Origin of the sequence: Curtobacterium sp. MCBD17_003, assembly GCF_003234885.2 — a bacterium.
Lineage (GTDB): Bacteria > Actinomycetota > Actinomycetes > Actinomycetales > Microbacteriaceae > Curtobacterium.
The window spans coordinates 1,852,696-1,873,724 of sequence record NZ_CP126275.1; the positions used below are offsets into that span (position 1 = coordinate 1,852,696).

At 72.1% G+C, this 21,029-nt stretch carries 17 protein-coding genes and 1 pseudogene; all 18 read right to left on the bottom strand.

The features are described from left to right. Nucleotides 1–40: 40 nt before the first annotated feature. Nucleotides 41–1,129, bottom strand: a complete 1,089-nt coding sequence (locus tag DEI88_RS08825) for a VIT1/CCC1 transporter family protein (protein WP_111009134.1) — start codon at nt 1,127–1,129, stop codon at nt 41–43. Nucleotides 1,130–1,158: 29 nt separating this feature from the next. Beyond that, nucleotides 1,159–2,604 carry a pyruvate kinase gene (pyk, locus tag DEI88_RS08830; RefSeq protein ID WP_111009135.1) on the bottom strand — a complete coding sequence of 482 codons (1,446 nt, stop codon included), beginning with the start codon at nt 2,602–2,604 and terminating at the stop codon, nt 1,159–1,161. A gap of 102 nt (nt 2,605–2,706) precedes the next feature. Further along, entirely contained in the window at nt 2,707–4,164 is a 1,458-nt protein-coding gene (locus DEI88_RS08835) for a glutamate synthase subunit beta (RefSeq protein ID WP_111009136.1), read from the bottom strand. Nucleotides 4,165–4,244: 80 nt separating this feature from the next. Further along, a complete protein-coding gene (gene gltB / locus DEI88_RS08840) occupies nt 4,245–8,819 on the bottom strand; it encodes a glutamate synthase large subunit (protein WP_111071527.1) in 4,575 nt (1,524 codons plus the stop codon). Between the two features lie 268 nt (nt 8,820–9,087). Continuing rightward, nucleotides 9,088–10,080 carry a prolipoprotein diacylglyceryl transferase gene (gene lgt / locus DEI88_RS08845; protein WP_111071526.1) on the bottom strand — a complete coding sequence of 331 codons (993 nt, stop codon included), beginning with the start codon at nt 10,078–10,080 and terminating at the stop codon, nt 9,088–9,090. A gap of 31 nt (nt 10,081–10,111) precedes the next feature. Next, the gene (trpA, locus tag DEI88_RS08850) at nt 10,112–10,942 is read right to left on the bottom strand and encodes a tryptophan synthase subunit alpha (protein WP_111009139.1); all 831 of its coding nucleotides are present in this window, start codon (nt 10,940–10,942) and stop codon (nt 10,112–10,114) included. After that, complete coding sequence (gene trpB, locus DEI88_RS08855; RefSeq protein ID WP_111009140.1) at nt 10,939–12,153, bottom strand: tryptophan synthase subunit beta; 1,215 nt, start codon at nt 12,151–12,153, stop codon at nt 10,939–10,941. The genes trpA and trpB overlap by 4 nt, the downstream gene beginning before the upstream one ends. A 46-nt stretch (nt 12,154–12,199) precedes the next feature. After that, nucleotides 12,200–12,973 carry an indole-3-glycerol phosphate synthase TrpC gene (gene trpC, locus DEI88_RS08860; protein ID WP_111009354.1) on the bottom strand — a complete coding sequence of 258 codons (774 nt, stop codon included), beginning with the start codon at nt 12,971–12,973 and terminating at the stop codon, nt 12,200–12,202. Between the two features lie 28 nt (nt 12,974–13,001). Next, nucleotides 13,002–13,238 carry a DUF6704 family protein gene (locus DEI88_RS08865; protein ID WP_111009141.1) on the bottom strand — a complete coding sequence of 79 codons (237 nt, stop codon included), beginning with the start codon at nt 13,236–13,238 and terminating at the stop codon, nt 13,002–13,004. Next, entirely contained in the window at nt 13,225–13,935 is a 711-nt protein-coding gene (locus DEI88_RS08870) for a Trp biosynthesis-associated membrane protein (protein WP_111035901.1), read from the bottom strand. Before DEI88_RS08870 ends, DEI88_RS08865 begins: the two co-directional genes overlap by 14 nt. Then, nucleotides 13,932–15,416, bottom strand: coding sequence for an anthranilate synthase component I (locus tag DEI88_RS08875; RefSeq protein ID WP_111035958.1), 1,485 nt, complete (start codon nt 15,414–15,416; stop codon nt 13,932–13,934). The genes DEI88_RS08870 and DEI88_RS08875 overlap by 4 nt, the downstream gene beginning before the upstream one ends. A 163-nt stretch (nt 15,417–15,579) precedes the next feature. After that, nucleotides 15,580–15,963, bottom strand: a pseudogene (gene hisI, locus DEI88_RS08880) (phosphoribosyl-AMP cyclohydrolase); the annotation flags it as partial. A gap of 8 nt (nt 15,964–15,971) precedes the next feature. Next, nucleotides 15,972–16,733: an imidazole glycerol phosphate synthase subunit HisF gene (gene hisF, locus DEI88_RS08885; RefSeq protein WP_111009143.1), complete on the bottom strand. Its 762-nt coding sequence runs from the start codon at nt 16,731–16,733 to the stop codon at nt 15,972–15,974. Between the two features lie 14 nt (nt 16,734–16,747). Next, nucleotides 16,748–17,587 carry an ATP phosphoribosyltransferase gene (gene hisG / locus DEI88_RS08890; RefSeq protein ID WP_111071525.1) on the bottom strand — a complete coding sequence of 280 codons (840 nt, stop codon included), beginning with the start codon at nt 17,585–17,587 and terminating at the stop codon, nt 16,748–16,750. Between the two features lie 67 nt (nt 17,588–17,654). After that, nucleotides 17,655–17,918 carry a phosphoribosyl-ATP diphosphatase gene (locus DEI88_RS08895; RefSeq protein ID WP_111013262.1) on the bottom strand — a complete coding sequence of 88 codons (264 nt, stop codon included), beginning with the start codon at nt 17,916–17,918 and terminating at the stop codon, nt 17,655–17,657. A 5-nt stretch (nt 17,919–17,923) separates the two neighbouring features. Then, nucleotides 17,924–18,580: a ribulose-phosphate 3-epimerase gene (gene rpe / locus DEI88_RS08900; RefSeq protein ID WP_111071524.1), complete on the bottom strand. Its 657-nt coding sequence runs from the start codon at nt 18,578–18,580 to the stop codon at nt 17,924–17,926. A gap of 60 nt (nt 18,581–18,640) precedes the next feature. Continuing rightward, a complete protein-coding gene (locus tag DEI88_RS08905) occupies nt 18,641–20,065 on the bottom strand; it encodes an RsmB/NOP family class I SAM-dependent RNA methyltransferase (RefSeq protein ID WP_258374953.1) in 1,425 nt (474 codons plus the stop codon). Further along, a complete protein-coding gene (locus DEI88_RS08910; protein ID WP_111071522.1) occupies nt 20,062–21,012 on the bottom strand; it encodes a methionyl-tRNA formyltransferase in 951 nt (316 codons plus the stop codon). The genes DEI88_RS08905 and DEI88_RS08910 overlap by 4 nt, the downstream gene beginning before the upstream one ends. Nucleotides 21,013–21,029: the final 17 nt, after the last annotated feature.

Sequence of the window (21,029 nt, forward strand, 5' to 3'; positions counted from 1 at the left end):
GCCGGCGGGAGGACGGCCGGGGACCGGACCACCCGGACGGTCAGATGCCGGCGGTCCCGAACAGCAACCCGAGCAGGTAGGTCACCGCCGCCGCACCGTACCCGATCGCGAGCTGCCGCAGGGCGCGCCGTGCGGGGGACGCACCGGAGAGCACACCGACGACCGCCCCGGACACGAGCAGCGCGATGCCGACCAGCACCGCGGCGACCGCGACGGCGGACCACTCCCCGAGTCCGAACAGGTACGGGAGGACGGGGACCACGGCCCCCGACGCGAAGAACAGGAAACTCGAGATCGCGGCGCTCAGCCCGCTCCCGACCGCCTCGTGCTCCACCGTGCCGACGGCCCCCGTCTCCGACGTCTGCCGGAGTCCGGTGAGCACCTCGTGGGCGTGCTGGGCCGCCGCGGCCTCGTCCATCCCGCGCGCTCGGTAGACGAGCGCGAGTTCGTTCTGGTCGACATCGAGGTCGACCACGGCCTGGCCGGCCTCGGGATGCGGAGCGGAGGCGTCGAGCAGCTCGCGCTGCGACCGCACGGACACGTACTCCCCCGCCCCCATGGAGAGTGCACCGGCGAGCAGCCCCGCCACGCCGCTCAACAACACGACGTGCTGGTCGGCGCCGGACGCGCCGATGCCGATGATGAGCGCCAGGTTCGACACCAGGCCGTCGTTCGCGCCGAACACCGCGGCCCGGAAGGTGCCGGACAGACGGAGTCGCCCCCGGTTCGCCAGACCGCGCACGACCTCGCCGTGGATGCGCTCGTCCGCCGCCATCGCCGCCGAGGCGTCGACGTCCGCCCCGTACGGGGACCGGTCCTCGGTGCGCTGCATCAGCGCGAGCACGAACACCGAACCGAAGCGCTTCGCGAGGCCCGCGAGGATCCGGGTCCGCAGATCGCCACGGAGGGGACGCCCCACGTCGTCGCCGAGCAGCTCGAGCCAGTGCTGCTCGTGGCGCCCCTCGGCCTCGGCGAGGGCGAGCAGGATGTCCCGCTCCTCACCGGACCGCCGCGCGGCCAGGTTCCGGTAGACCGACGCCTCGGCGCGTTCGTCGGCGAGGTACCGGCGCCAGCGCCGGAGCTCGGTCGGCGGACGTCGCGCGCGACCGTCGGTCGACGTCGAGACCACGCCCCGTGCCTCCTGTTCGGATCCGGCGGTCAGTTGCGGACGTAGGCCGGAGCAGCCTCCGCGTGGGCGTCGCCGACGCGGTGCACGCGGAGGTCGTTCGTCGACCCCGGCAGCCCGGGAGGCGAACCGGCCGTGACGACGACGCGGTCGCCGGGCTTGGCGAGGCCGTGCCCGATGAGGAGGTCGTCGACCTGCGGGAAGAGCTCGTCGGTGTGCGTCATGCGCTCGACCAGGAACGAGCGGACGCCCCACGTCAGCGCCATGCGGCGTCGCGTCGCCTCGTTCGGGGTGAAGGCGATGATCGGCAGACCGTGGCGGAGCCGGGACATGCGGCGAGCCGAGTCGCCGGACTCCGTGAAGACGCAGAGGTACGACGCCTCGGTGAACTCCGCGATCTCGACGGCGGCGAGGGTGATCGCACCGCCGAGGGTGCGGGGCTTCGTGCCGAGCGGCGCGATCCGCTCGAGGCCGTGGTCCTCGGTCGACTCGACGATGCGGGCCATGGTGCGGACCGTCTCCACCGGGTACTCGCCGACGCTCGTCTCGCCCGAGAGCATGACCGCGTCCGCGCCGTCGAGGACCGCGTTCGCGACGTCCGAGGTCTCGGCGCGCGTCGGGATGGGGCTCGAGATCATCGACTCGAGCATCTGCGTGGCGACGATGACGGGCTTCGCCATGCGGCGGGACAGCTCGACGGCGCGCTTCTGCACGATCGGCACGGCCTCGAGCGGCAGCTCGACACCGAGGTCCCCGCGCGCGACCATGATCGCGTCGAAGGCGTCGATGATCTCCTCGAGCGCGTCCACGGCCTGCGGCTTCTCGACCTTCGCGATGACCGGGAGCCGCTTGCCCTCCTCGTCCATGATCTCGTGGGCGCGCTCGACGTCGGCGGCGTTGCGGACGAACGAGAGCGCGATGAGGTCGGCGCCCTGCCGGATCGCCCAGCGGAGGTCGGCCTCGTCCTTCTCGCTCAACGCGGGGACGTTCACGGCGACGCCGGGGAGGTTGATGCCCTTGTTGTTCGACACCGTCCCGGGCACGACGACCTCGGTGCGCACGCGGACGCCGTCCGAGTCGAGCACCCGGAGGCGGACACGGCCGTCGTCGATGAGGAGCGGGTCGCCGGGCTTGACGTCCTGTGGGAGCCCCTTGAACGTCGTCCCGCACACGTCCTTCGAGCCGGGGACGTCCTCGGTGGTGATCGTGAAGACGTCGCCGGCCGCGAGCTCGTGGGGGCCGTCCGCGAACCGCGCGAGGCGGATCTTCGGGCCCTGCAGGTCGACGAGGACCGCGACGGGCTTGCCGAGGTCGTCCGCCGCACGTCGGACGTTCTCGTAGTTCGCCTCGTGCACGCTGTAGTCACCGTGGCTGAGGTTCAGCCGGGCCACGTCGACGCCCGCCTGGATGATGTCCTTGACGGTCTCGTAGTCCGAGGTCGCCGGTCCGAGCGTCGAAACGATCTTTGCGCGTCTCAATGGTGTCCTTCGTGTGGTGGATGTCGTGCTGCGGTGGCGCCCGCACGGGCGGTCCCGGCCGGACGACCGGCCACCGGCAGCCTACCGGCCGGTGCCGCTCCGTCAGACGCTGATCGCGCGGTCGGTCGCACGGACCGGGGCCGGGAGGCGAGTGGATCCCTCGAGGTAGCGGTCCACCTCGGCGGCCGCCGCGCGGCCCTCCGCGATCGCCCAGACGATGAGGGACTGCCCGCGACCGGCGTCACCGGCGACGAACACCCCGGGCTCGTTGGTCGTGTAGTCGGCGCCCCGCTCGAGGGCGCCGGACGGCGCGAACGGGAGGCCCAGCTGCGGCTCGAGCGTGTCGCGTTCCGGTCCGGTGAAGCCCATCGCGATGAGCACGAGGTCCGCGGGGATCTCACGCTCGGTCCCCGACTTCGGCACACGGCGGCCGTCGAGGTACTCGGTCTCCGCGACCCGGAGGGCCCGCACCTCGCCGGCCTCGTTCGCCAGGAACTCGACGGTCGAGGCGAGGTACCGACGCTCGCCGCCCTCTTCGTGCGCGCTCGAGACCTCGAACACCGTCGGGAACATCGGCCAGGGCTGGTCCGACGGACGCTCGAGCGGCGGCTGCTTGCCGATCGCCAGGTTCGTCACACTGATGGCGCCCTGCCGGTGGGCGGTGCCGATGCAGTCCGCGCCCGTGTCACCGCCACCGATCACGACGACGTGCTTGCCCTCCGCCGTGATCTGGTTGTCGACCACCGTGCCGGCACCGGTGCGGTTCTGCTGCACGAGGTACTCCATGGCGAAGTGGACGCCGGACAGGTCCCGGCCCGGGATCGGCAGGTCGCGCGGGACCGTCGCGCCCGTGGCGACCACGACGGCGTCGTACCGGCTCTTCAGGTCGGACCAGCTGATGTCCACGCCGATCTCCACGCCCGCGCGGAACCGGGTGCCCTCGGCCTGCATCTGCTGCAGACGGAGGTCGATCTGCCGCTTCTCCATCTTGAAGTCGGGGATGCCGTAGCGCAGGAGGCCGCCGATCCGGTCGTCACGCTCGTACACCGCGACGGTGTGCCCGGCGCGGGTGAGCTGCTGCGCGGCGGCGAGTCCCGCGGGACCCGACCCGACGACCGCGACCGTCTTGCCCGTGAGTCGCTCGGGCGGGTGCGGCGTCACCCACCCGTTCTGGAACGCCTGGTCGATGATCGAGACCTCGACCTGCTTGATCGTCACCGGTGGCTGGTTGATGCCGAGCACGCACGCGGCCTCGCACGGCGCCGGGCACAGCCGCCCGGTGAACTCCGGGAAGTTGTTCGTCGCGTGCAGGCGCTCGATCGCCTGTCGGCCCTCGCCGCGCCACATGAGGTCGTTCCACTCGGGGATGAGGTTCCCGAGGGGGCAGCCCTGGTGGCAGAACGGCACGCCGCAGTCCATGCAGCGGCCGGCCTGGCGCCGGAGCGCACCCGGTTCCTGCTGCTCGTAGACCTCTTTCCAGTCCATGAGCCGCACCGGCACGGGCCGACGAGGCGGCAGTTCGCGTTCCTGGACCTTGAGGAAGCCCTTCGGGTCAGCCACGGGTCATCACCTCCGGTGACGTGCGGGTCGATCGGGGTCGGACGGACCCCGTGGGTGGGACGGATCGGATCCGGGTGCGCTCAACCACCGGTGACCTCCAGGATGCGGTTCCAGACGACGTCGCCGTCGGGGTCGAGCCCCTCGTCGACCGCGGTCTGGCGGGTCTTGAGGACGGCAGCGTAGTCGCGCGGGAGCACCTTGACGAACGCGGTGAGGTCCGGGTCCTCGGCCAGGATCGACCGGGCCAGCCCGGAATCGGTCTCGGCCACGTGACGCTCGAGCAGATCGGTGACGATCTCGGCGTCCGCGCTGTCGAGCGACGACAGGACGAGCTCGCCGGACGCGAGGGCGTCCTGGTTGACGTCCTCCGGTCGGAGCCCGCGGACGTACGCCGTGCCGCCCGACATGCCGGCGCCGAGGTTGCGGCCGGTCGCGCCGAGGATCAGTGCGAGACCGCCGGTCATGTACTCGAGCGCGTGGTCGCCCACGCCCTCGACCACGGCCGTGGCGCCCGAGTTCCGGACGAGGAACCGCTCGCCGACGATCCCGCGGATGAACATCGACCCCTGCGTGGCGCCGTATCCGATGACGTTGCCGGCGATGACGTTCTCCTCGGCCGCGAACCCGGCACCCTCGGTGGGGCGGACGACGATCTCGCCGCCGGAGAGCCCCTTGCCGACGTAGTCGTTGCTGTCGCCGAAGAGCCGGATGCGGACGCCCGAGGGCAGGAACGCGCCGAGCGACTGCCCGGCGGATCCGCGGAGCGTCACCTCGATCGCGCCGGCCGGGAGGCCGTTCTCACCGTGTCGCACCGTCACCTCGTGCCCGAGCATGGTCCCGACCGCGCGCTCGGTGTTCCGGACCGGCAGGTCGAGCGCGACGTGGCCGCCGTGCTCGAGGACGTCGGTCGCGGCGCGGATGAGCCCGTTGTCGAAGTGGGCGTCCAGCTCGTGGTCCTGCTCGCGCAGGTTCCGGCGCGGCTCGTCGTCGGCGAACTCCGGCCCGCGCAGGACCGGGGCGAGGTCGAGCCCGGAGGCCTTCCAGTGCTCGACGGCGCGGTCGACGTCGAGGACCTCGGTGTGCCCGATCGCCTCCTCGAGGCTGCGGAACCCGAGCTCGGCGAGGTACTCGCGGACCTCCTGTGCCAGGAACTCGAAGAAGTTCACGACGAACTCCGGCTTGCCCGTGAAGCGCTTGCGGAGCTCCGGGTTCTGCGTCGCGACGCCGACCGGGCACGTGTCCAGGTGGCACACCCGCATGAGGATGCAGCCCTCGACGACGAGCGGTGCCGTCGCGAACCCGTACTCCTCGCCCCCGAGCAGTGCGGCCACCACGACGTCACGCCCGGTCTTCATCTGACCGTCGACCTGGACCACGACGCGGTCGCGCATCTTGTTGAGCATGAGCGTCTGCTGGGTCTCGGCCAGACCGATCTCCCACGGCGTCCCCGCGTGCTTGAGCGAGTTGAGCGGGCTCGCGCCGGTGCCGCCGTCATGGCCCGAGACGAGCACGACGTCGGCGAGTGCCTTCGTGACCCCCGCCGCGACCGCACCGATGCCCGACTGGCTCACGAGCTTGACGTGCACGCGCGCGGACGGGTTCGCTCGCTTGACGTCGAAGATGAGCTGCTTGAGGTCCTCGATCGAGTAGATGTCGTGGTGCGGCGGCGGGGAGATGAGGCCGACACCGGCGGTGGCGTGGCGGGTGCGCGCGACCCAGGGGTAGACCTTGGCCGGCGGGAGCTGGCCACCCTCGCCCGGCTTCGCACCCTGCGCCATCTTGAGCTGGATGTCCGTCGCGTGCGTCAGGTACATGCTCGTCACGCCGAAGCGCCCCGAGGCGACCTGCTTGATCGCGCTCCGGCGCTCGGGGTCGAGCAGTCGTTCGACGTCCTCCCCGCCCTCACCCGTGTTCGAGCGTCCGCCGAGCCGGTTCATGGCGATCGCGAGTGTCTCGTGGGCCTCCCGGGAGATGGAGCCGTAGCTCATCGCACCCGTGTTGAACCGCTTGACGATCGACTCGATGGGCTCGACCTCGTCGAGGGGCACCGGCGGGCGGAGTCCCTTGTGGAACGAGAAGAGTCCGCGCAGGGTCATGAGCTGCTCGGCCTGGTCGTCGACCGCGGACGAGTACTCGCGGAAGATGTCGTACCGGCGGGCGCGGGTGGCGTGCTGCAGCCGGAACACCGTCTCGGGGTTGAACAGGTGCGGCGGTCCCTCGCGGCGCCACTGGTACTCACCACCGGTGGCCAGGCGCTCGTGTGCGCTGACCGCACCGTCCTGCGGGTAGGCGCTCGCGTGCCGTTCGGCGTTCTCACGGGCGATGACCTCGATGCCGACCCCGCCCAGGATCGACGACGTGCCGGTGAAGTACTCGTCGACGAACTCCTGGCTCAGTCCGACGGCCTCGAACGCCTGCGCCGCAGCGTAGCTCGACACCGTCGAGATGCCCATCTTCGACATGATCTTGAGCACGCCCTTGCCGAGCGCCTTGATGACGTTCTTGACGGCCTGTTCTGGCGTCATGCCGGGGAGCATCCCCGACCGGACGAGGTTCTCGCAGGTCTCCATCGCGAGGTACGGGTTGATCGCGGACGCGCCGTACCCGATGAGGGTCGCGACGTGGTGGACTTCGCGGACGTCGCCGGCCTCGACGATCAGACCGACCTTCATCCGCTGCTCGGTCCGGATGAGGTGGTGGTGCACGGCCGCGAGCATGAGCAGGCTCGGAACGGGCGCGAGGTCCACGGTGCCGTCACGGTCGGAGAGCACGATGAACTGCTTGCCGGCCTCGATCGCGGCGTCGACCTCGTCGAGCATCCCGCGGATGCGCGTCTGCATCGCCTGCTCGCCCGCGTCGACGCGGTAGAGCCCCTTGACCGTGACGGTGAGCTGCCGGCCGGACTCGGTCTCGAAGTGCTCGATCTTGGCGAGCTGGTCGTTGTCGATCACCGGGAAGTCCAGGACGATCTGCTTCGCGTGCTCCGGCGTCGCGTCGAGGAGGTTGCGCTCCGGGCCCAGCCCGAGTCCCATGCTCGTCACGACGGACTCGCGGATCGAGTCGAGCGGCGGGTTCGTCACCTGCGCGAACTGCTGGGTGAAGTAGTCGAACAGCAACCGGGGTCGCTCCGACAGCACCGCGATGGGCGTGTCCGACCCCATGGCGCCGAGGGGTTCGGCTCCCGTCTGCGCCATCGGACGCAGCAGGATCCGGACTTCCTCCTCCGTGTACCCGAAGGCACGCTGCCGTCGGGTCACGGACGCCGGGGTGTGCACGACGTGCTCGCGGTCCGGCAGGTCCTCGAGGTTGATCCGGCCCGCGGCCAGCCACGCGGCCCACGGCCCGGAGGCGGCCAGCTCACGCTTGACCTCGTCGTCCTCGATGATGCGCCCGGCCTCGGTGTCGACGAGGAACATCCGGCCCGGCCGCAGGCGCCCCTTCCGGACGACCCGCTCGGCCGGGACGTCGATGACACCCGTCTCGCTCGCGAGCACGACGAGGCCCTCGTCGGTCACGAGGAAGCGACCCGGCCGGAGGCCGTTGCGGTCCAGCGTCGCACCGACCAGCGAGCCGTCGGTGAACGTGATGGCGGCGGGGCCGTCCCACGGCTCCATGAGCATCGAGTGGTACTCGTAGAACGCCCGGAGGTCGGGGTCCATGTCCGCGCGGTTCTCCCACGCCTCGGGCACCATCATCGACACGGCGTGCGGCAGCGATCGGCCCGACAGGCTGAGGAGTTCGACGACCTCGTCGAACGACGCCGAGTCGCTCGCGGCCGGACTGACGATCGGCAGCAACGGCGCCATGTCGCCGAGGAGCTCGTTCTCGAGCTGCGACTGCCGTGCGCGCATCCAGTTGCGGTTGCCGCGCACCGTGTTGATCTCGCCGTTGTGCGCGATCATCCGGAACGGCTGCGCCAGTGGCCAGGACGGGAAGGTGTTCGTCGAGTAGCGCGAGTGCACGATCGCGAGCTTCGAGGCGAACCGTTCGTCGCTCAGGTCGGGGTAGAACGGCTCGAGCTGGAGGGTCGTGACCATGCCCTTGTAGACGATGGTCCGACTCGACAGCGACATGAAGTACACGTCCTGGTCGCGCTCGATCCGCTTGCGGAGGCGGAAGGTCTGTCGGTCGAGCGCGATGCCCGACCGCGGCGTGCCGTCCTCGTCGTGGCGCTCGCTCGCGACGAAGCACTGCTCGAACGCCGGCATGGCAGCTCGCGCGAGCGTGCCGAGCTCGTCCGGGCGCACGGGCACCTCACGCCAACCGAGGACCCGGAGCCCCTCGTCCGCCGCGACGGCCTCGATCGCCGCCTTGACGGCGGCGCGCGCGTCCAGGTTGGTCGGGAGGTACGCCGTACCCACCGCGTACCCGCCCGCATCGGGCAGCGCGAACGGCACGACCTCGCGGAGGAAGGCGTCCGGGACCTGGCAGAGGATCCCCGCGCCGTCACCCGTGCCGGCGTCGCTGCCGATGGCACCGCGGTGTTCGAGGTGACGGAGGGCACCGAGCGCCGCGTCGACGATGTCGTGACCGGGCGTTCCGCGGAGCGTGGCGACCATGGCCAGACCGCAGGCGTCCTTCTCGTTCGCCGGGTCGTACGCGCCGACGGCGGCCGGGACCGCGCTGAAACGCTGGTGGGGTGGCAGGAGCGCCATGGGAACCGTCCTCACGAGGAGATGGGGAACTGGGACGTCGAGCGGTCGACTGGACCCGGTGGTACGTCGCCGAGCGGCGAGGCGTGTGCCCGGGCACAGCCGCCCGTGACGGTGCTCCGGGCGGCGTGCGAGGTGTCGGGCCACTTGTGGTGACCCTACGACGGTCGGGTCCCGCGCGGGACCCGGACGACATCACGAGTTGCTGTGGACGTGATGTCGTCGGACCACGGCTCTGCCGCGGTCGGTCGGAGTTCAGCTCGGGTGTGCCCTAGCTGCGGTCGGCGGCGGTGGCGACCGGTTCCGGATCGGTGACGACGAGCGGTTCGTCGTCGGACTCCGAGTAGGTGTCGTCAGATCCTACACTGCTGGCCGCGCGCGGACCGCGACCGGGCAGGTACCCGCTGGGCTCGGTACCCGGGTGTCGGCGGGTCTGCACCACGAAGATGACGATGCCGAGCACGATCGCCGCGAGTGCGGCCCAGACGTTCGTCCGGACTCCGAAGAAGGTCTCGCTCGTGTCGACCCGGATCGACTCGAGCACCGACCGCCCCGCGCCGTACCAGATCAGGTAGAGCGCGAGCACGCGGCCCCACTGCAGGTGGAAGCGCCGGTCGATGAGCATGATGACCGCGAACCCGACGAGGTTCCAGATGATCTCGTAGAGGAACGTCGGGTGGAACAACGTCCCGGCCGGCAGACCGACCGGGTACGCGGGGTTCGACTGCTCGATCTGGAGCCCCCAGGGCAGGTTCGTCGGCATGCCGAAGAGCTCGTGGTTGAAGTAGTTGCCGAGCCGGCCGAACGCCTGAGCGACGAGCAGCCCGGGCGCGACGGCGTCGACGAAGGTGGTGAACCGGAGCCCGACGTACCGGCAGGCCCACCAGGCACCGAGGGCGCCGGCGATCAGGGCGCCGAAGATGGCGAGCCCGCCCTCCCAGATGGCGAACGGTTCCCACCATGCGATGCCCGGCCCGAAGTAGTCCCCGACGTGGGTGAACACGTGGTAGGCGCGCCCGCCGATGATGCCGAGCGGGACCGCGCCGATCGCGATGTCGACGATGACCCACTTCTCGACGCCGCGACGCACCAGCCGACGGTCGGTGATGACGACGCAGGCGACGATCCCGAGCAGGATGCAGATGGCGTAGGCGTGGATCCGGAAGTCGAGTGGGAAGGACCACCCGAAGACCCGGTCCAGCCAGTTCGTCAGGTCGAAGTACTGCCAGGCCGTGCTCGGGCTCGGGATGCTCAGGGGAAGCATGGAGGGGCGTACGCCTTTCGTCGCTGTTCCGTCAGACGACCGGCGAGGCCGGGCCGTCGTCGGAGATCACTGTAGCGCCACGGGTCAGGTCGGCAGCGCGGCGGCCGACGCCGCGGACGCCCTCGTCCTGCAGTGCCCGGACGAACGCCGAACCGATGATCGCGCCGTCCGCGTAGGCGAGGATCTCCGACACCTGCTCCGCGGTCGAGATCCCGAGACCGACGCAGGTGCGCTCGACCCCCGCGGAGCGCAGGCGCGACACGACCGAGCGCGCAGCGGCGTCGACGCCCGAACGAGCACCCGTCACGCCCATGGTGGACACGGCGTACACGAAGCCCCGGCTCGCCTCGACGGCCTGGCGCATGCGGTCGTCGGACGAGGACGGCGCGGCGAGGAACACGCGGTCGGCGCCGGTGCGCTCGGACGCGGCGATCCACTCGCCTGCTTCGTCCGGGATGAGGTCGGGCGTGATGAGCCCGGACCCGCCCGCGGCGGCGAGGTCGTCCGCGAACCGGTCGACGCCGTAGCGCAGCACCGGGTTCCAGTACGTCATGACGAGGACCGGGACGTCGGCACGCTCGGTGATCGCGTGCACGGCATCGAAGACGTGCGCCACGCGGAAGCCGTTCGCGAGACTCGTCTCGGTCGCGCGCTGGATGACCGGGCCGTCCATGACCGGGTCGGAGTACGGCAGGCCGAGCTCGATCGCGTCGACCCCGTTCTCGGCGAGGGCCACCGCAGCTGCCACACTCGTGGGCAGGTCCGGGAACCCCGCGGGGAGGTAGCCGACGACCGCCCCGGCACGCTCGGCGTTCGCGGTGTCGATGGCGGCGCGCACGGACCGCGACGTCGTGGTGCTCACAGCTGCTCCGCTCCCTCGTCGATGAGCCCGAACCAGCGGCTGGCGGTCGCGACGTCCTTGTCCCCGCGCCCGGACAGCGACACCAGGACGATGGCGTCGGGGCCGAGCCGCGCCCCCAGCTTCACCGCGCCCGCGAGCGCGTGGGCCGACTCGATCGCCGGGATGATCCCCTCCGTGCGCGTCAGCAGCCGGAAGGCGTCCATGGCCTCGACGTCGGTGATCGGCTCGTAGGTGGCGCGCCCGATCGCAGCGAGGTGAGCGTGCTCCGGGCCGACACTCGGGTAGTCGAGGCCGGCGGACACCGAGTGGCTCTCGATCGTCTGCCCGTCGTCGTCCTGCATGAGGTAGGACTTCGCCCCGTGGAGGACGCCCGACCGGCCGAGGGTGATGCTCGCCGCGTGCCGTCCGCTCTGCACGCCCTCGCCACCCGCCTCGAAGCCGTACAGCGCCACGGACTCGTCATCGAGGAACGCCTCGAAGATGCCCATCGCGTTCGACCCGCCACCGACGCACGCCGCGACCGCGTCGGGCAGGCGCCCGGTGAGCTCGAGGACCTGGGCACGGGCCTCCTCGCCGATCACCTTGTGGAACTCACGGACCATCTCGGGGAACGGGTGCGGGCCGGCGACCGTGCCGAGCAGGTAATGCGTGGTGTCGACGTTCGCCACCCAGTCTCGCAGGGCCTCGTTGATGGCGTCCTTGAGCGTGCGCGAACCGGTCTCGACGGCGACGACCTGGGCCCCGAGCAACCGCATGCGCGCGACGTTGAGCGCCTGGCGCTCCGTGTCCACGGCACCCATGTAGACCACGCACTCCATGCCGAACAGCGCCGCGGCGGTGGCGGTGGCGACCCCGTGCTGGCCCGCCCCGGTCTCGGCGATGAGCCGGGTCTTGCCGAGCCGCTTGGCCACGAGCGCCTGCCCGAGCACGTTGTTGATCTTGTGCGACCCGGTGTGGTTGAGGTCCTCGCGCTTGAGGACCACCCGGGCACCACCGGCGTGTTCGGCGAACCGCGGGACCTCGGTGATGATCGACGGGCGGCCGGTGTAGTCGCGCTGCAGGGCGTCGAGTTCGGCGTGGAACGCCGGATCCGCCCAGGCGGCGCGGAAGGCCTGCTCGAGTTCGTCGAGCGCCAACACGAGCGACTCGGGGACGAACCGTCCGCCGAAGTCGCCGAAGTACGGACCATGGAGGTCGCGGAGGTGGGTCACGTGGTGCTCCGGTGAGGAGGGTCCGGGCGGGCCCGGCGGATGGGTTCTAGACGACGCGGAACGCAGCGAGCGTCGCCGCCGGGTCGTCACCGGTCACGAGGGCCTCGCCGACGAGCACGGCATCGGCGCCCGCGGCGCGGTAGTGGGCGACGTCGGCGGGCGACGACACGGCGGACTCGGCCACGCGGACCACACCATCCGGCACCGCACCGACGAGGCGCCCGAAGAGGTCGCGGTCGAGCGAGAAGTCGGTCAGGTCGCGGGCGTTGACACCGAGGATGCGCGCCCCGGCGTCGAGCCCGCGGCTGACCTCGTCCGCTGAGTGGGCCTCGACCAGTGCCCGCATCCCGAGCTGCTCGACGAGCGTGTGGAGTTCGACGAGCCGGGGCTGGTCCAGCGCGGCGACGATGAGCAACACGATGTCGGCGCCCGACGCCCGCGCCTCGAGCACCTGGTAGGGATCGGCGATGAAGTCCTTGCGCAGCACCGGGACGGCCACCCGGGCCCGGACGGCCTCGAGGTCGGCGAGGCTCCCCCGGAACCGGCGCCCCTCGGTCAGGACGCTGATCGCGCTGGCGCCGCCGGCCTCGTACCGGCTCGCCAGCTCGGCTGGATCGGCGATCTCGGCGAGCGGCCCACGCGAGGGGCTGGCCCGCTTGACCTCCGCGATGACGTGCACGCGGTCGCCGGGAGCGAGGAACGCGAGCGCGTCGCGCGGCGACGACACGCGGTCGAGGTCGCGCTCGACGTCCGCCGCGGGACGGTCGAGCCGTCGCGCCGCAGCGTCCTCCAGCGCTCCCGCCACGAGCCCCGCGAGCAGATCCGTGGTCGGCTCGGCCGTCATCGGGTCACTCGTGGGTGCGCGTGACGTACTTCGGGCCGTTGACGCCGTACCCGAGCTTCGCGAGCACGCCGCCGAGGATCAGCCCGACGACGAGGAGTCCGGCGGACGCCCAGACCGCCCACGCGATGCTGAACCAGAAGCAGATGACGCCGATGGCGAAGGCGACCAGCATGATGATCACGGCCGTCCAGGCGGCGGGCGAGTGTCCCTCGCCGAGTTCTGCGGGCTCAGTGTTGCTCACGGTGCTCCTCGTGGTCCGGTGCGTCGTCCTCGGTGCGACGCTCCCCCGATCCTACCGTGCGGTCCTCCGCCGTCCCGTCAGCGGCGGCCACCCCGTCGACCCCGGCGGTGGAGGTCCCGGCAGCCGTGGGGTCGACGCCCGCGCTGAGGTCGTCCCAGTCGACGATGGCATCCCGCGGCGCGTCGGCCGCCGGCACCCGTCCAGTGCCCCCGTACCGGCGACTCGGGCCGGGCCAGGACCGCTGGACGACGAGCACGAGCAGGCCGAGCGCCACGGCGAGCACGCCACCCGCGATGCCGACGTACGGCCACGGGGTGACGTCGATGCTCCGTACGATCGAGCGGATCGCGGGGACGTCCTGCACGCCGGTGACACCACTGATCGCGGACTGCGCGGCGACCACGGGATCGCTCAGACGGCCGATCCCCGTCACGACGACCGCGATCCCGAGCAGCACCTCGACGACCGCGAGCACGACGCGGAGCACGCGCCCCGCGATGGTCAGGGCGATCGACAGGGCCAACATGGCGATCGCGAGGGCTGAGTAGGGCACGACGGAGCCGTCCGCCGTCACCGTGCTCGCCGTCGCGCTCGTGGCGTCGAGGTGCGCCGTGAACCAGGTCTGCGTCCAGGACAGGAGCACGATGCCCGCGACCGCGAGACCGGCGAGGACGACGAGCGGGCGTGAGCGCCTCACGACCGGACCGCCCGCATGGCGTTGGCGGTCGCGACGGCGCGCAGCGGCGCCGCGGCCTTGTTCTGGGCCTCCACGTGCTCCGTGGCCGGGTCGGAGTCGGCGACGAGCCCCGCACCCGCCTGCACGCGGGCGACCCCGCCCTGGATCAGCGCCGTGCGGATGGCGATCGCCACGTCCGCCGAGCCCGCGAAGTCGAAGTAGCCGACGACGCCGCCGTACACGCCCCGCTGGGCGGGTTCGAGCTCGTCGATGATCGCGAGCGCACGCGGCTTCGGCGCACCCGACAACGTGCCTGCCGGGAACGTCGCGCGGAACACGTCGATCGCGCTCGCCCCGGGGCGGATCGTCCCCTCGACACTCGACACGAGGTGCATGATGTGGCTGAACCGCTCGACCTGCATGAACTCGGTGACGGCGACGGTGCCGGGCAGACACACCTTCTGGAGGTCGTTCCGCGCGAGGTCGACGAGCATGAGGTGCTCGGCCCGTTCCTTCGGGTCGAGGAGCAGTTCGTCGGCGAGACGCACGTCCTCCTCGGTGGTGCGACCGCGAGGCCGGGAGCCGGCGATGGGGTGGGTCATGGCGCGACCGTCCTCGACCCGCACCAGGGCCTCCGGCGAGGCACCGACGATCCAGTACGGCTCGTCGCTCGTGTCCGCGAGACTGAGGAAGTACATGTACGGGCTCGGGTTGAGCGTCCGGAGCACGCGGTAGACGTCGAGCGGGTCGGCCGTGACGGGCTGGTCGAACCGCTGCGAGATGACGACCTGGAACACGTCGCCGTCCCGGATGAAGCGCTTCGAACGCTCGATCGCCGCCGCGTACTCCTCGGGGGTCGAGCGAGCGGACGGGGACGGCGCCGCCACGTCGAAGGCCTCGGCCACCGTGGCCGTCGACGGCTGCACGAGGTCGCGCTGGAGACGGTCGAGCCGCGCCTGCGCATCCGCCCACATGGCGTCGGGGTCGTCCGCGCCGTCGTTGAGGGCGCTCGCCACGAGGAGCACGAGTCCGGTCCGGTGGTCGATCGCCGCGAGCTCGGAGACGAACGCCATCGCTTGGCCCGGCACCGTGAACTCGGCCGGTGGCGCGTCCGGGAGGTGCTCGAGCTGACGGACGGCCTCCCATCCGATGAACCCGACGGTGCCCCCGACGAGCGGCGGCATGCCCGCGAGCCGCGGGGTCGCCCACCGCTCGTGCAGTCGTGCGAGCACGTCGAGCGGCGCGCCCTCGAGCGATCCGACCGCGCGCTCCGCGTCGATGCCCGTGTCGATCCACCGCGCCTCGGTACCGTCCTGCGTCAGGACGCCGAAGCTGCGGACCCCGACGAACGACCAGCGCGACCAGAGTCCGCCCTGGCCCGCGGACTCGAGCAGGAAGCTCCCCGGACGCCCCGCTGCCAGTTTCCGGTAGACGCCCACGGGCGTCTCGCTGTCCGCGAAGAGCGCTCGTACGACCGGGACGACGCGGTGGCCGTCGAGCATGGCGTCGAACTCCGCGCGCGCGGTCGTGTGCGGGTGGTCCACGGGTGCCGCCTCGGTGCCCGGGATGGTCGCCTCAGGCACCGGTCGCCTCCCTCGCGTCGACGTCGGCCGCGTCGCCACCGGCTGCGGCGGTGCGGGCCACGGCGGTGCCGGCCGTGCCCTCGGCGCTGCCCACGACCGGTGCGAGCGGGTCGACGTCGAAGCACCGGTGCGCACCGGTGTGGCACGCGGCGCCGATCTGGTCGACGGTGACGAGGATCGTGTCGGCGTCGCAGTCGAACGCCGCCGCTCGGACGAACTGCGCGTGCCCCGAGGTGTCGCCCTTGCGCCAGTACTCCTGCCGGGACCGCGACCAGAAGGTGACGCGACCCTCCGTCAGGGTCCGGCGGAGGGCCTCCCGGTCCATGTACCCGAGCATGAGGACGTCCTTGGTGGCGGCTTCCTGGATGACGGCGGGCAGGAGGCCGTCGGCCGCGAAGCGGGCGCGGTCGAGGACCGCCTCGGTGGACGAGGGGGACGGTACTGCGGTGCTGGTGCTGTCGGCCATGTCGTCCATCAGCGTACGGCGTGTCCGGCCGCGCGCAGGGCGTCCTTGACGTCGCCGATGGTCATCTCGGCTCGGTGGAACACGCTGGCCGCGAGGACCGCGTCGGCCCCGGCGTCGATCGCGGGCGCGAAGTGCTCGAGCGCGCCCGCGCCTCCCGACGCGATCACCGGCACCGAGGCGACGGCGCGCATGGCGGCGACGAGCTCGAGGTCGAAGCCCGCCTTCGTGCCGTCGGCGTCGATCGAGTTGACGAGCAGCTCGCCCGCGCCACGCTCCACGGCCTCCCGCGCCCAGGCGAGGGCGTCGATGTCGGTCTCGCGCCGACCGCCGTGCGTGGTCACGACGAACCCCGAGGGCATGCGATCGGCGCGCTTGACGTCGAGCGACAGCACGACGGCCTGCGCTCCGAAGCGGTCCGCGATCTCGCCGACGAGTGCCGGTCGGGCGATCGCCGCGCTGTTGACGCCGATCTTGTCCGCGCCGCACTGCTGGAGACGGGCGACGTCGTCGACGCTGCGGACGCCACCACCCACGGTCAGCGGGATGAACACCTGCTCGGCCGTCCGGGTGACGGTCTCGTACATGGTCGCGCGGCCCTCGACGGTCGCCGACACGTCGAGGAACGTGAGCTCGTCCGCGCCCTGCTCGTAGTACCGCGCCGCCAGCTCGACCGGGTCGCCGGCGTCCTGCAGGTCGAGGAAGTTGACGCCCTTGACGACCCGGCCCGCCGAGACGTCGAGGCACGGGATCACCCGGACCGCGACCGACATGCCCGTGCTCCCGCTCACAGTCGCGCGGCGTGGATCGCGCTGACGAGGATCGCGCGCGCACCGAGTTCGTAGAGGGCGTCCATGATCGGGTTCGTGTCGGCCCGCGGGATCATGACGCGCACCGCGGACCACTCGGGGTCGTGCAGGGGCGACACGGTCGGTGACTCGATCCCGGTCGCGATCGCCGTGGCCTGGGGCAGGAGCACGGACGGGATGTCGTAGTCGAGCATCACGTAGCTCCGGGCCACCAGCACACCGTGGAGCCGTCGTCGCAGCACGGAGATGCCCTCGATCGACTCGTCCGTCGTCACGAGCACGGCGGTGGACTTGAGGATCACCGGCCCGAAGATCTCGAGTCCCGCGGCGCGCAGCGTGCTCCCCGTCGAGACGACGTCGGCCACCGCGTCGGCGACACCGAGCCGCACGGCGCTCTCGACCGCGCCGTCCAGCTTCACGAGGACCGCGGTCACCCCGTGCCGAGCGAGGAAGTCGCCGACGAGCCCCGGGTAGCTCGTCGCCAGACGCACGCCCTCGAGGTCCGTCAACTCCGTGAAGCGTCCGGGCGGCCCGGCGAACCGGAACGTGGAATCCGCGAAGTCGAGCTCCTCGATCTCCGAGGCCGTCGAACCGCTGTCGAGCAGCAGATCGCGTCCCGTGATCCCGACGTCGAGCGCGCCGGAGCCGACGTAGGTCGCGATGTCACGTGGGCGGAGGAAGAAGAACTCGACCCCGTTGCGCTCGTCGACGAGGTGGAGCGCCTTCGGGTCACGCCGGCCGGCGTAGCCCGCCTCGCGCAGCATGTCGGTCGCGGTCTCGGACAGGGATCCCTTGTTGGGCACGGCGACGCGGAGCATCGGGTCTCGCTTTCTGGAGGAGCGGCTCGGGTGATCGGGGAGGCCGCCGGTGGGTCACCGGCGCGGCTCACAGATGCTCGTAGACGTCCTCGGGGGTCAGGCCCTTCGCGACGAGCAGGACCTGCAGGTGGTACAGGAGCTGGGAGATCTCCTCGGCGGTCCGCACGTCGCCCTCGTACTCGGCGGCCATCCACACCTCGGCGGCCTCCTCGACGATCTTCTTGCCGATCTGGTGGACGCCGGCGTCGAGCTCGGCGACCGTCCCCGACCCCGCGGGACGCGTCCGTGCCTTCTCGGACAGCTCGGCGAACAGGTCATCGAACGTCTTCACGGCGATCAGGCTACCCGGCTCGCAGCCGCCCGCAGGCCCGCGATCCGCTCAGCCGGGTCCCCGCCGTAGACGGCCGAGCCGGCGACGAGGGTGTCGGCGCCGTTCGACACGGCCTCCTCGACCGTGTCCAGCGCGATGCCGCCGTCGACCTCGAGCCACACGTCGAGACCGGACGCCGCGACCGCCGCGCGGGCGGCGGCGAGCTTCGGCATGACCTGCGGCATGAACGCCTGACCGCCGAATCCCGGCTCGACGGTCATGAGCAACACCATGTCGTACGCGTCGAGGTGGTCGAGCACGGGCGCGATGTCCGTCCCGGGCTTGACCGCCACGGCCGCGCGAGCGCCGTTGCTCCGGATCGCCGCCGCGGTGGCCACGGGATCCGTCGCGGCCTCGATGTGGAACGTCACGCTGGCCGCCCCCGTCTCGGCGTACTTCGGTGCGTTGGTGTCGGCGTCGGAGACCATGAGGTGCACGTCGAGCGGGACGGGCGAGACCTGCTGCAGCCGCGTCACGACGGGCAGACCGATCGTCAGGTTCGGCACGAAGTGGTTGTCCATGACGTCCACGTGCACCATGTCCGCCGTCGCGATCCGCCCGAGCTCCCGCTCGAGGTTGGCGAAGTCGGCGGACAGGATGCTGGGCGCGATGCGGATCGTCACGCGACGAGCGTACCGGGAGCGCCCGGAGCGCGACGACGGGGCGGAGCCGCTCCCGCCCCGTCAGCGCCGACGCAGGAGGGCGATGAACATCGCGTCCGTGCCGATGCGGTGCGGCCAGAGCTGGACGGTGGCGCCGTCGGCGACCTGCGGGTCCCGAGCGGCGATGCTCCGCACCACGGAGGCCGTGTCGAGCTGCTCGAGGACGTCGCCGTGCCGGGCGAGGAGCGCGTCCACCTGCCCACGGGTCTCGGCGAGGTGTGGCGAGCACGTCACGTACGCGAGCGTGCCGCCCGGTGCGAGCGACGCGACGGCGGCGTCCAGCAGTTCCGCCTGCACCACCGCGAGCTCCGAGACGTCCTCCGGGTCCTTCCGCCATCGCGCCTCCGGTCGACGACGGAGGGCGCCGAGGCCCGTGCACGGCGCGTCGAGCAGGACGCGGTCGTAGCCGCCGGGGGCAGTGGGTCCGGCCTCCCCAGGGCGTCCGAACCGGCGGCCGTCGCCCTCGGTGACCGTCACGGTGTCGGTGAAGCGTTCGAGCGCCGATCGGACGAGTCCCGCACGCGCCGGGACGAGCTCGTTGGCGACGAGCGTGGCGCCGGCGACCCGGGCCTCCGCGGCGAGCAGCGCGGCCTTGCCGCCCGGGCCGGCGCAGAGGTCGAGCCAACGCTCCCCCGGAGCGATGGCCGACGAGCGGGTCAACGCGAGCGCCGCGAGCTGCGACCCCTCGTCCTGCACCCGCGCTCGGCCGTCGGCGACCGCAGGGACCCGCGACGGGTCCCCGGCGACTCCGCGGACCCCGACCGGCGAGACGGGAGGCTCCGCCTCGGCATCCGGCAACACGTCGCCGGGTTCGACGAGCCCGGGCAGCGCCGCCAGGGTCACACCGGCCGGCACGTTGTCGGCCGCGAGCAGGGCGACGAGCTCGTCGCGGGCGCGCTCGGCGGCGAGGGCGTCGCGGAGGGCACCGACGACCCAGCGCGGGTGTGACCAGCGCCTCGCGAGCAGGTCGTCGCCCGTCAGGCCGCGGGTGATCTCGGCGTCCCAGCCGTCCGCGCCGCGCCCACCGACCTTCCGGAGCACGGCGTTGACGAACCCGCTCGCCCGACGCGCTCCGATCGCCCGGGTGAGGTCGACCGTCTGCGACACGGCCGCGTGGGACGGCACGCGCATCCCGACGAGCTGGTGGACGCCGAGGCGGAGGACGTCGAGCACGTCGGCCTCGATGTTCGCGACCTGGCGCCCGGACGCCGCCTCGATGATCGCGTCGTACGTGCCGATCATCCGGATGGTGCCGTACGTCAGCTCCGTCGCGAAGCCGGCGTCCCGGGCGGAGAGCCCCGCGCGTCGGATGCGGACCGGGAGCAACAGGTTCGCGTACGCGTCGTCCGCCTGGACCGCACGGAGCACGTCGAGCGCCACGCGCCGGGCGCTCGTCCCCGCACCGCGGTTCCCCCAGCCGCTGCCCTCGGGCGTCGTGGGTGTCACGCGAGCACCGCCGACGTGAGGTCCCCGAGACCGCGGGCCCACGACGCGCCGGGCATCGGACGCCCACCGGCCGGCTGCACCTCGAGGAGCTCGAGCGGCTCGGTCGCGGTGCCCACACGGAGCGCGCCGCCGACCAGCCCGAGCGCACCGGGTGCGAGCTCCTCGGTCGTCGTCACCAGGCCTGCCGGCCGTGTCGTCGGTGTCGTGCGGGCGGTCCGGAGCAGCTTGACCCGCGTGGCACCGAGGTAGGCGTACGCGCCCGGTTCCGGCGTCACCCCGCGCACGTGGGCGTGCACGACCGCAGCCGGACGGTCGAAGGCGACGTGGCCATCGGCGGAGGTCGTCTTCGGAGCCGTGGTGGGTTCGCCCACCTGCGCGACGCCGACCGCGCGGCCCGCCGCGACGTCGTCGACGACGCGCGCGACGAGCTCGGCGCCCGTCTCGGCCATGGCGGCGAGGACCTCGCCGGCCGTCGCGTCGGGCCCGATCGGGAACGGCTCGGAGGCGTACACCGGTCCGGCGTCGAGCTCCTCGACGAGGCGGAACACGGTCGCCGCGGTCGACCGCTCGCCCGCCATGACGGCGCGCTGGACGGGCGCAGCGCCCCGGAAGGCCGGGAGCGACGAGAAGTGCAGGTTGAGCCAGCCGTGTCGCGGGACGTCGAGCGCGGCACGACGCAGCAACGCACCGTACGCGACGATGACGCCGAGGTCCGGTTCGAGGAGGCGGAGTCGCTCCGTGACGTCGCCGTCCACGCGGGACGCCGTGATCACGGGGAGCCCGAGTTCCTCGGCGGCGACCGCGACCGGGGTCGGGGTGAGCACGCGCTTGCGGCCCTGCGGCGTCGGAGGCCGGGTCAGGACGGCGACGATCTCGTGGTCCGTCGCGGCGAGGCGACGGAGAGTGGGGACGGCGGCTGCGGGGCTGCCCGCGACGACGAGACGCATGGACTCCGGGTGGTGGT

Excerpts from the sequence above, each read along its gene's own strand:
- gltB (WP_111071527.1), bottom strand. The coding sequence starts at position 8,819 with ATGGCGCTCCTGCCACCCCACCAGCGTTTCAGCGCGGTCCCGGCCGCC.
- lgt (WP_111071526.1), bottom strand. The coding sequence starts at position 10,080 with ATGCTTCCCCTGAGCATCCCGAGCCCGAGCACGGCCTGGCAGTACTTC.
- DEI88_RS08875 (WP_111035958.1), bottom strand. The coding sequence starts at position 15,416 with ATGCTCGACGGCCACCGCGTCGTCCCGGTCGTACGAGCGCTCTTCGCG.
- hisF (WP_111009143.1), bottom strand. The coding sequence starts at position 16,733 with ATGTCGGTCGCGGTCCGGGTGATCCCGTGCCTCGACGTCTCGGCGGGC.
- hisG (WP_111071525.1), bottom strand. The coding sequence starts at position 17,587 with ATGCTCCGCGTCGCCGTGCCCAACAAGGGATCCCTGTCCGAGACCGCG.
- DEI88_RS08910 (WP_111071522.1), bottom strand. The coding sequence starts at position 21,012 with ATGCGTCTCGTCGTCGCGGGCAGCCCCGCAGCCGCCGTCCCCACTCTC.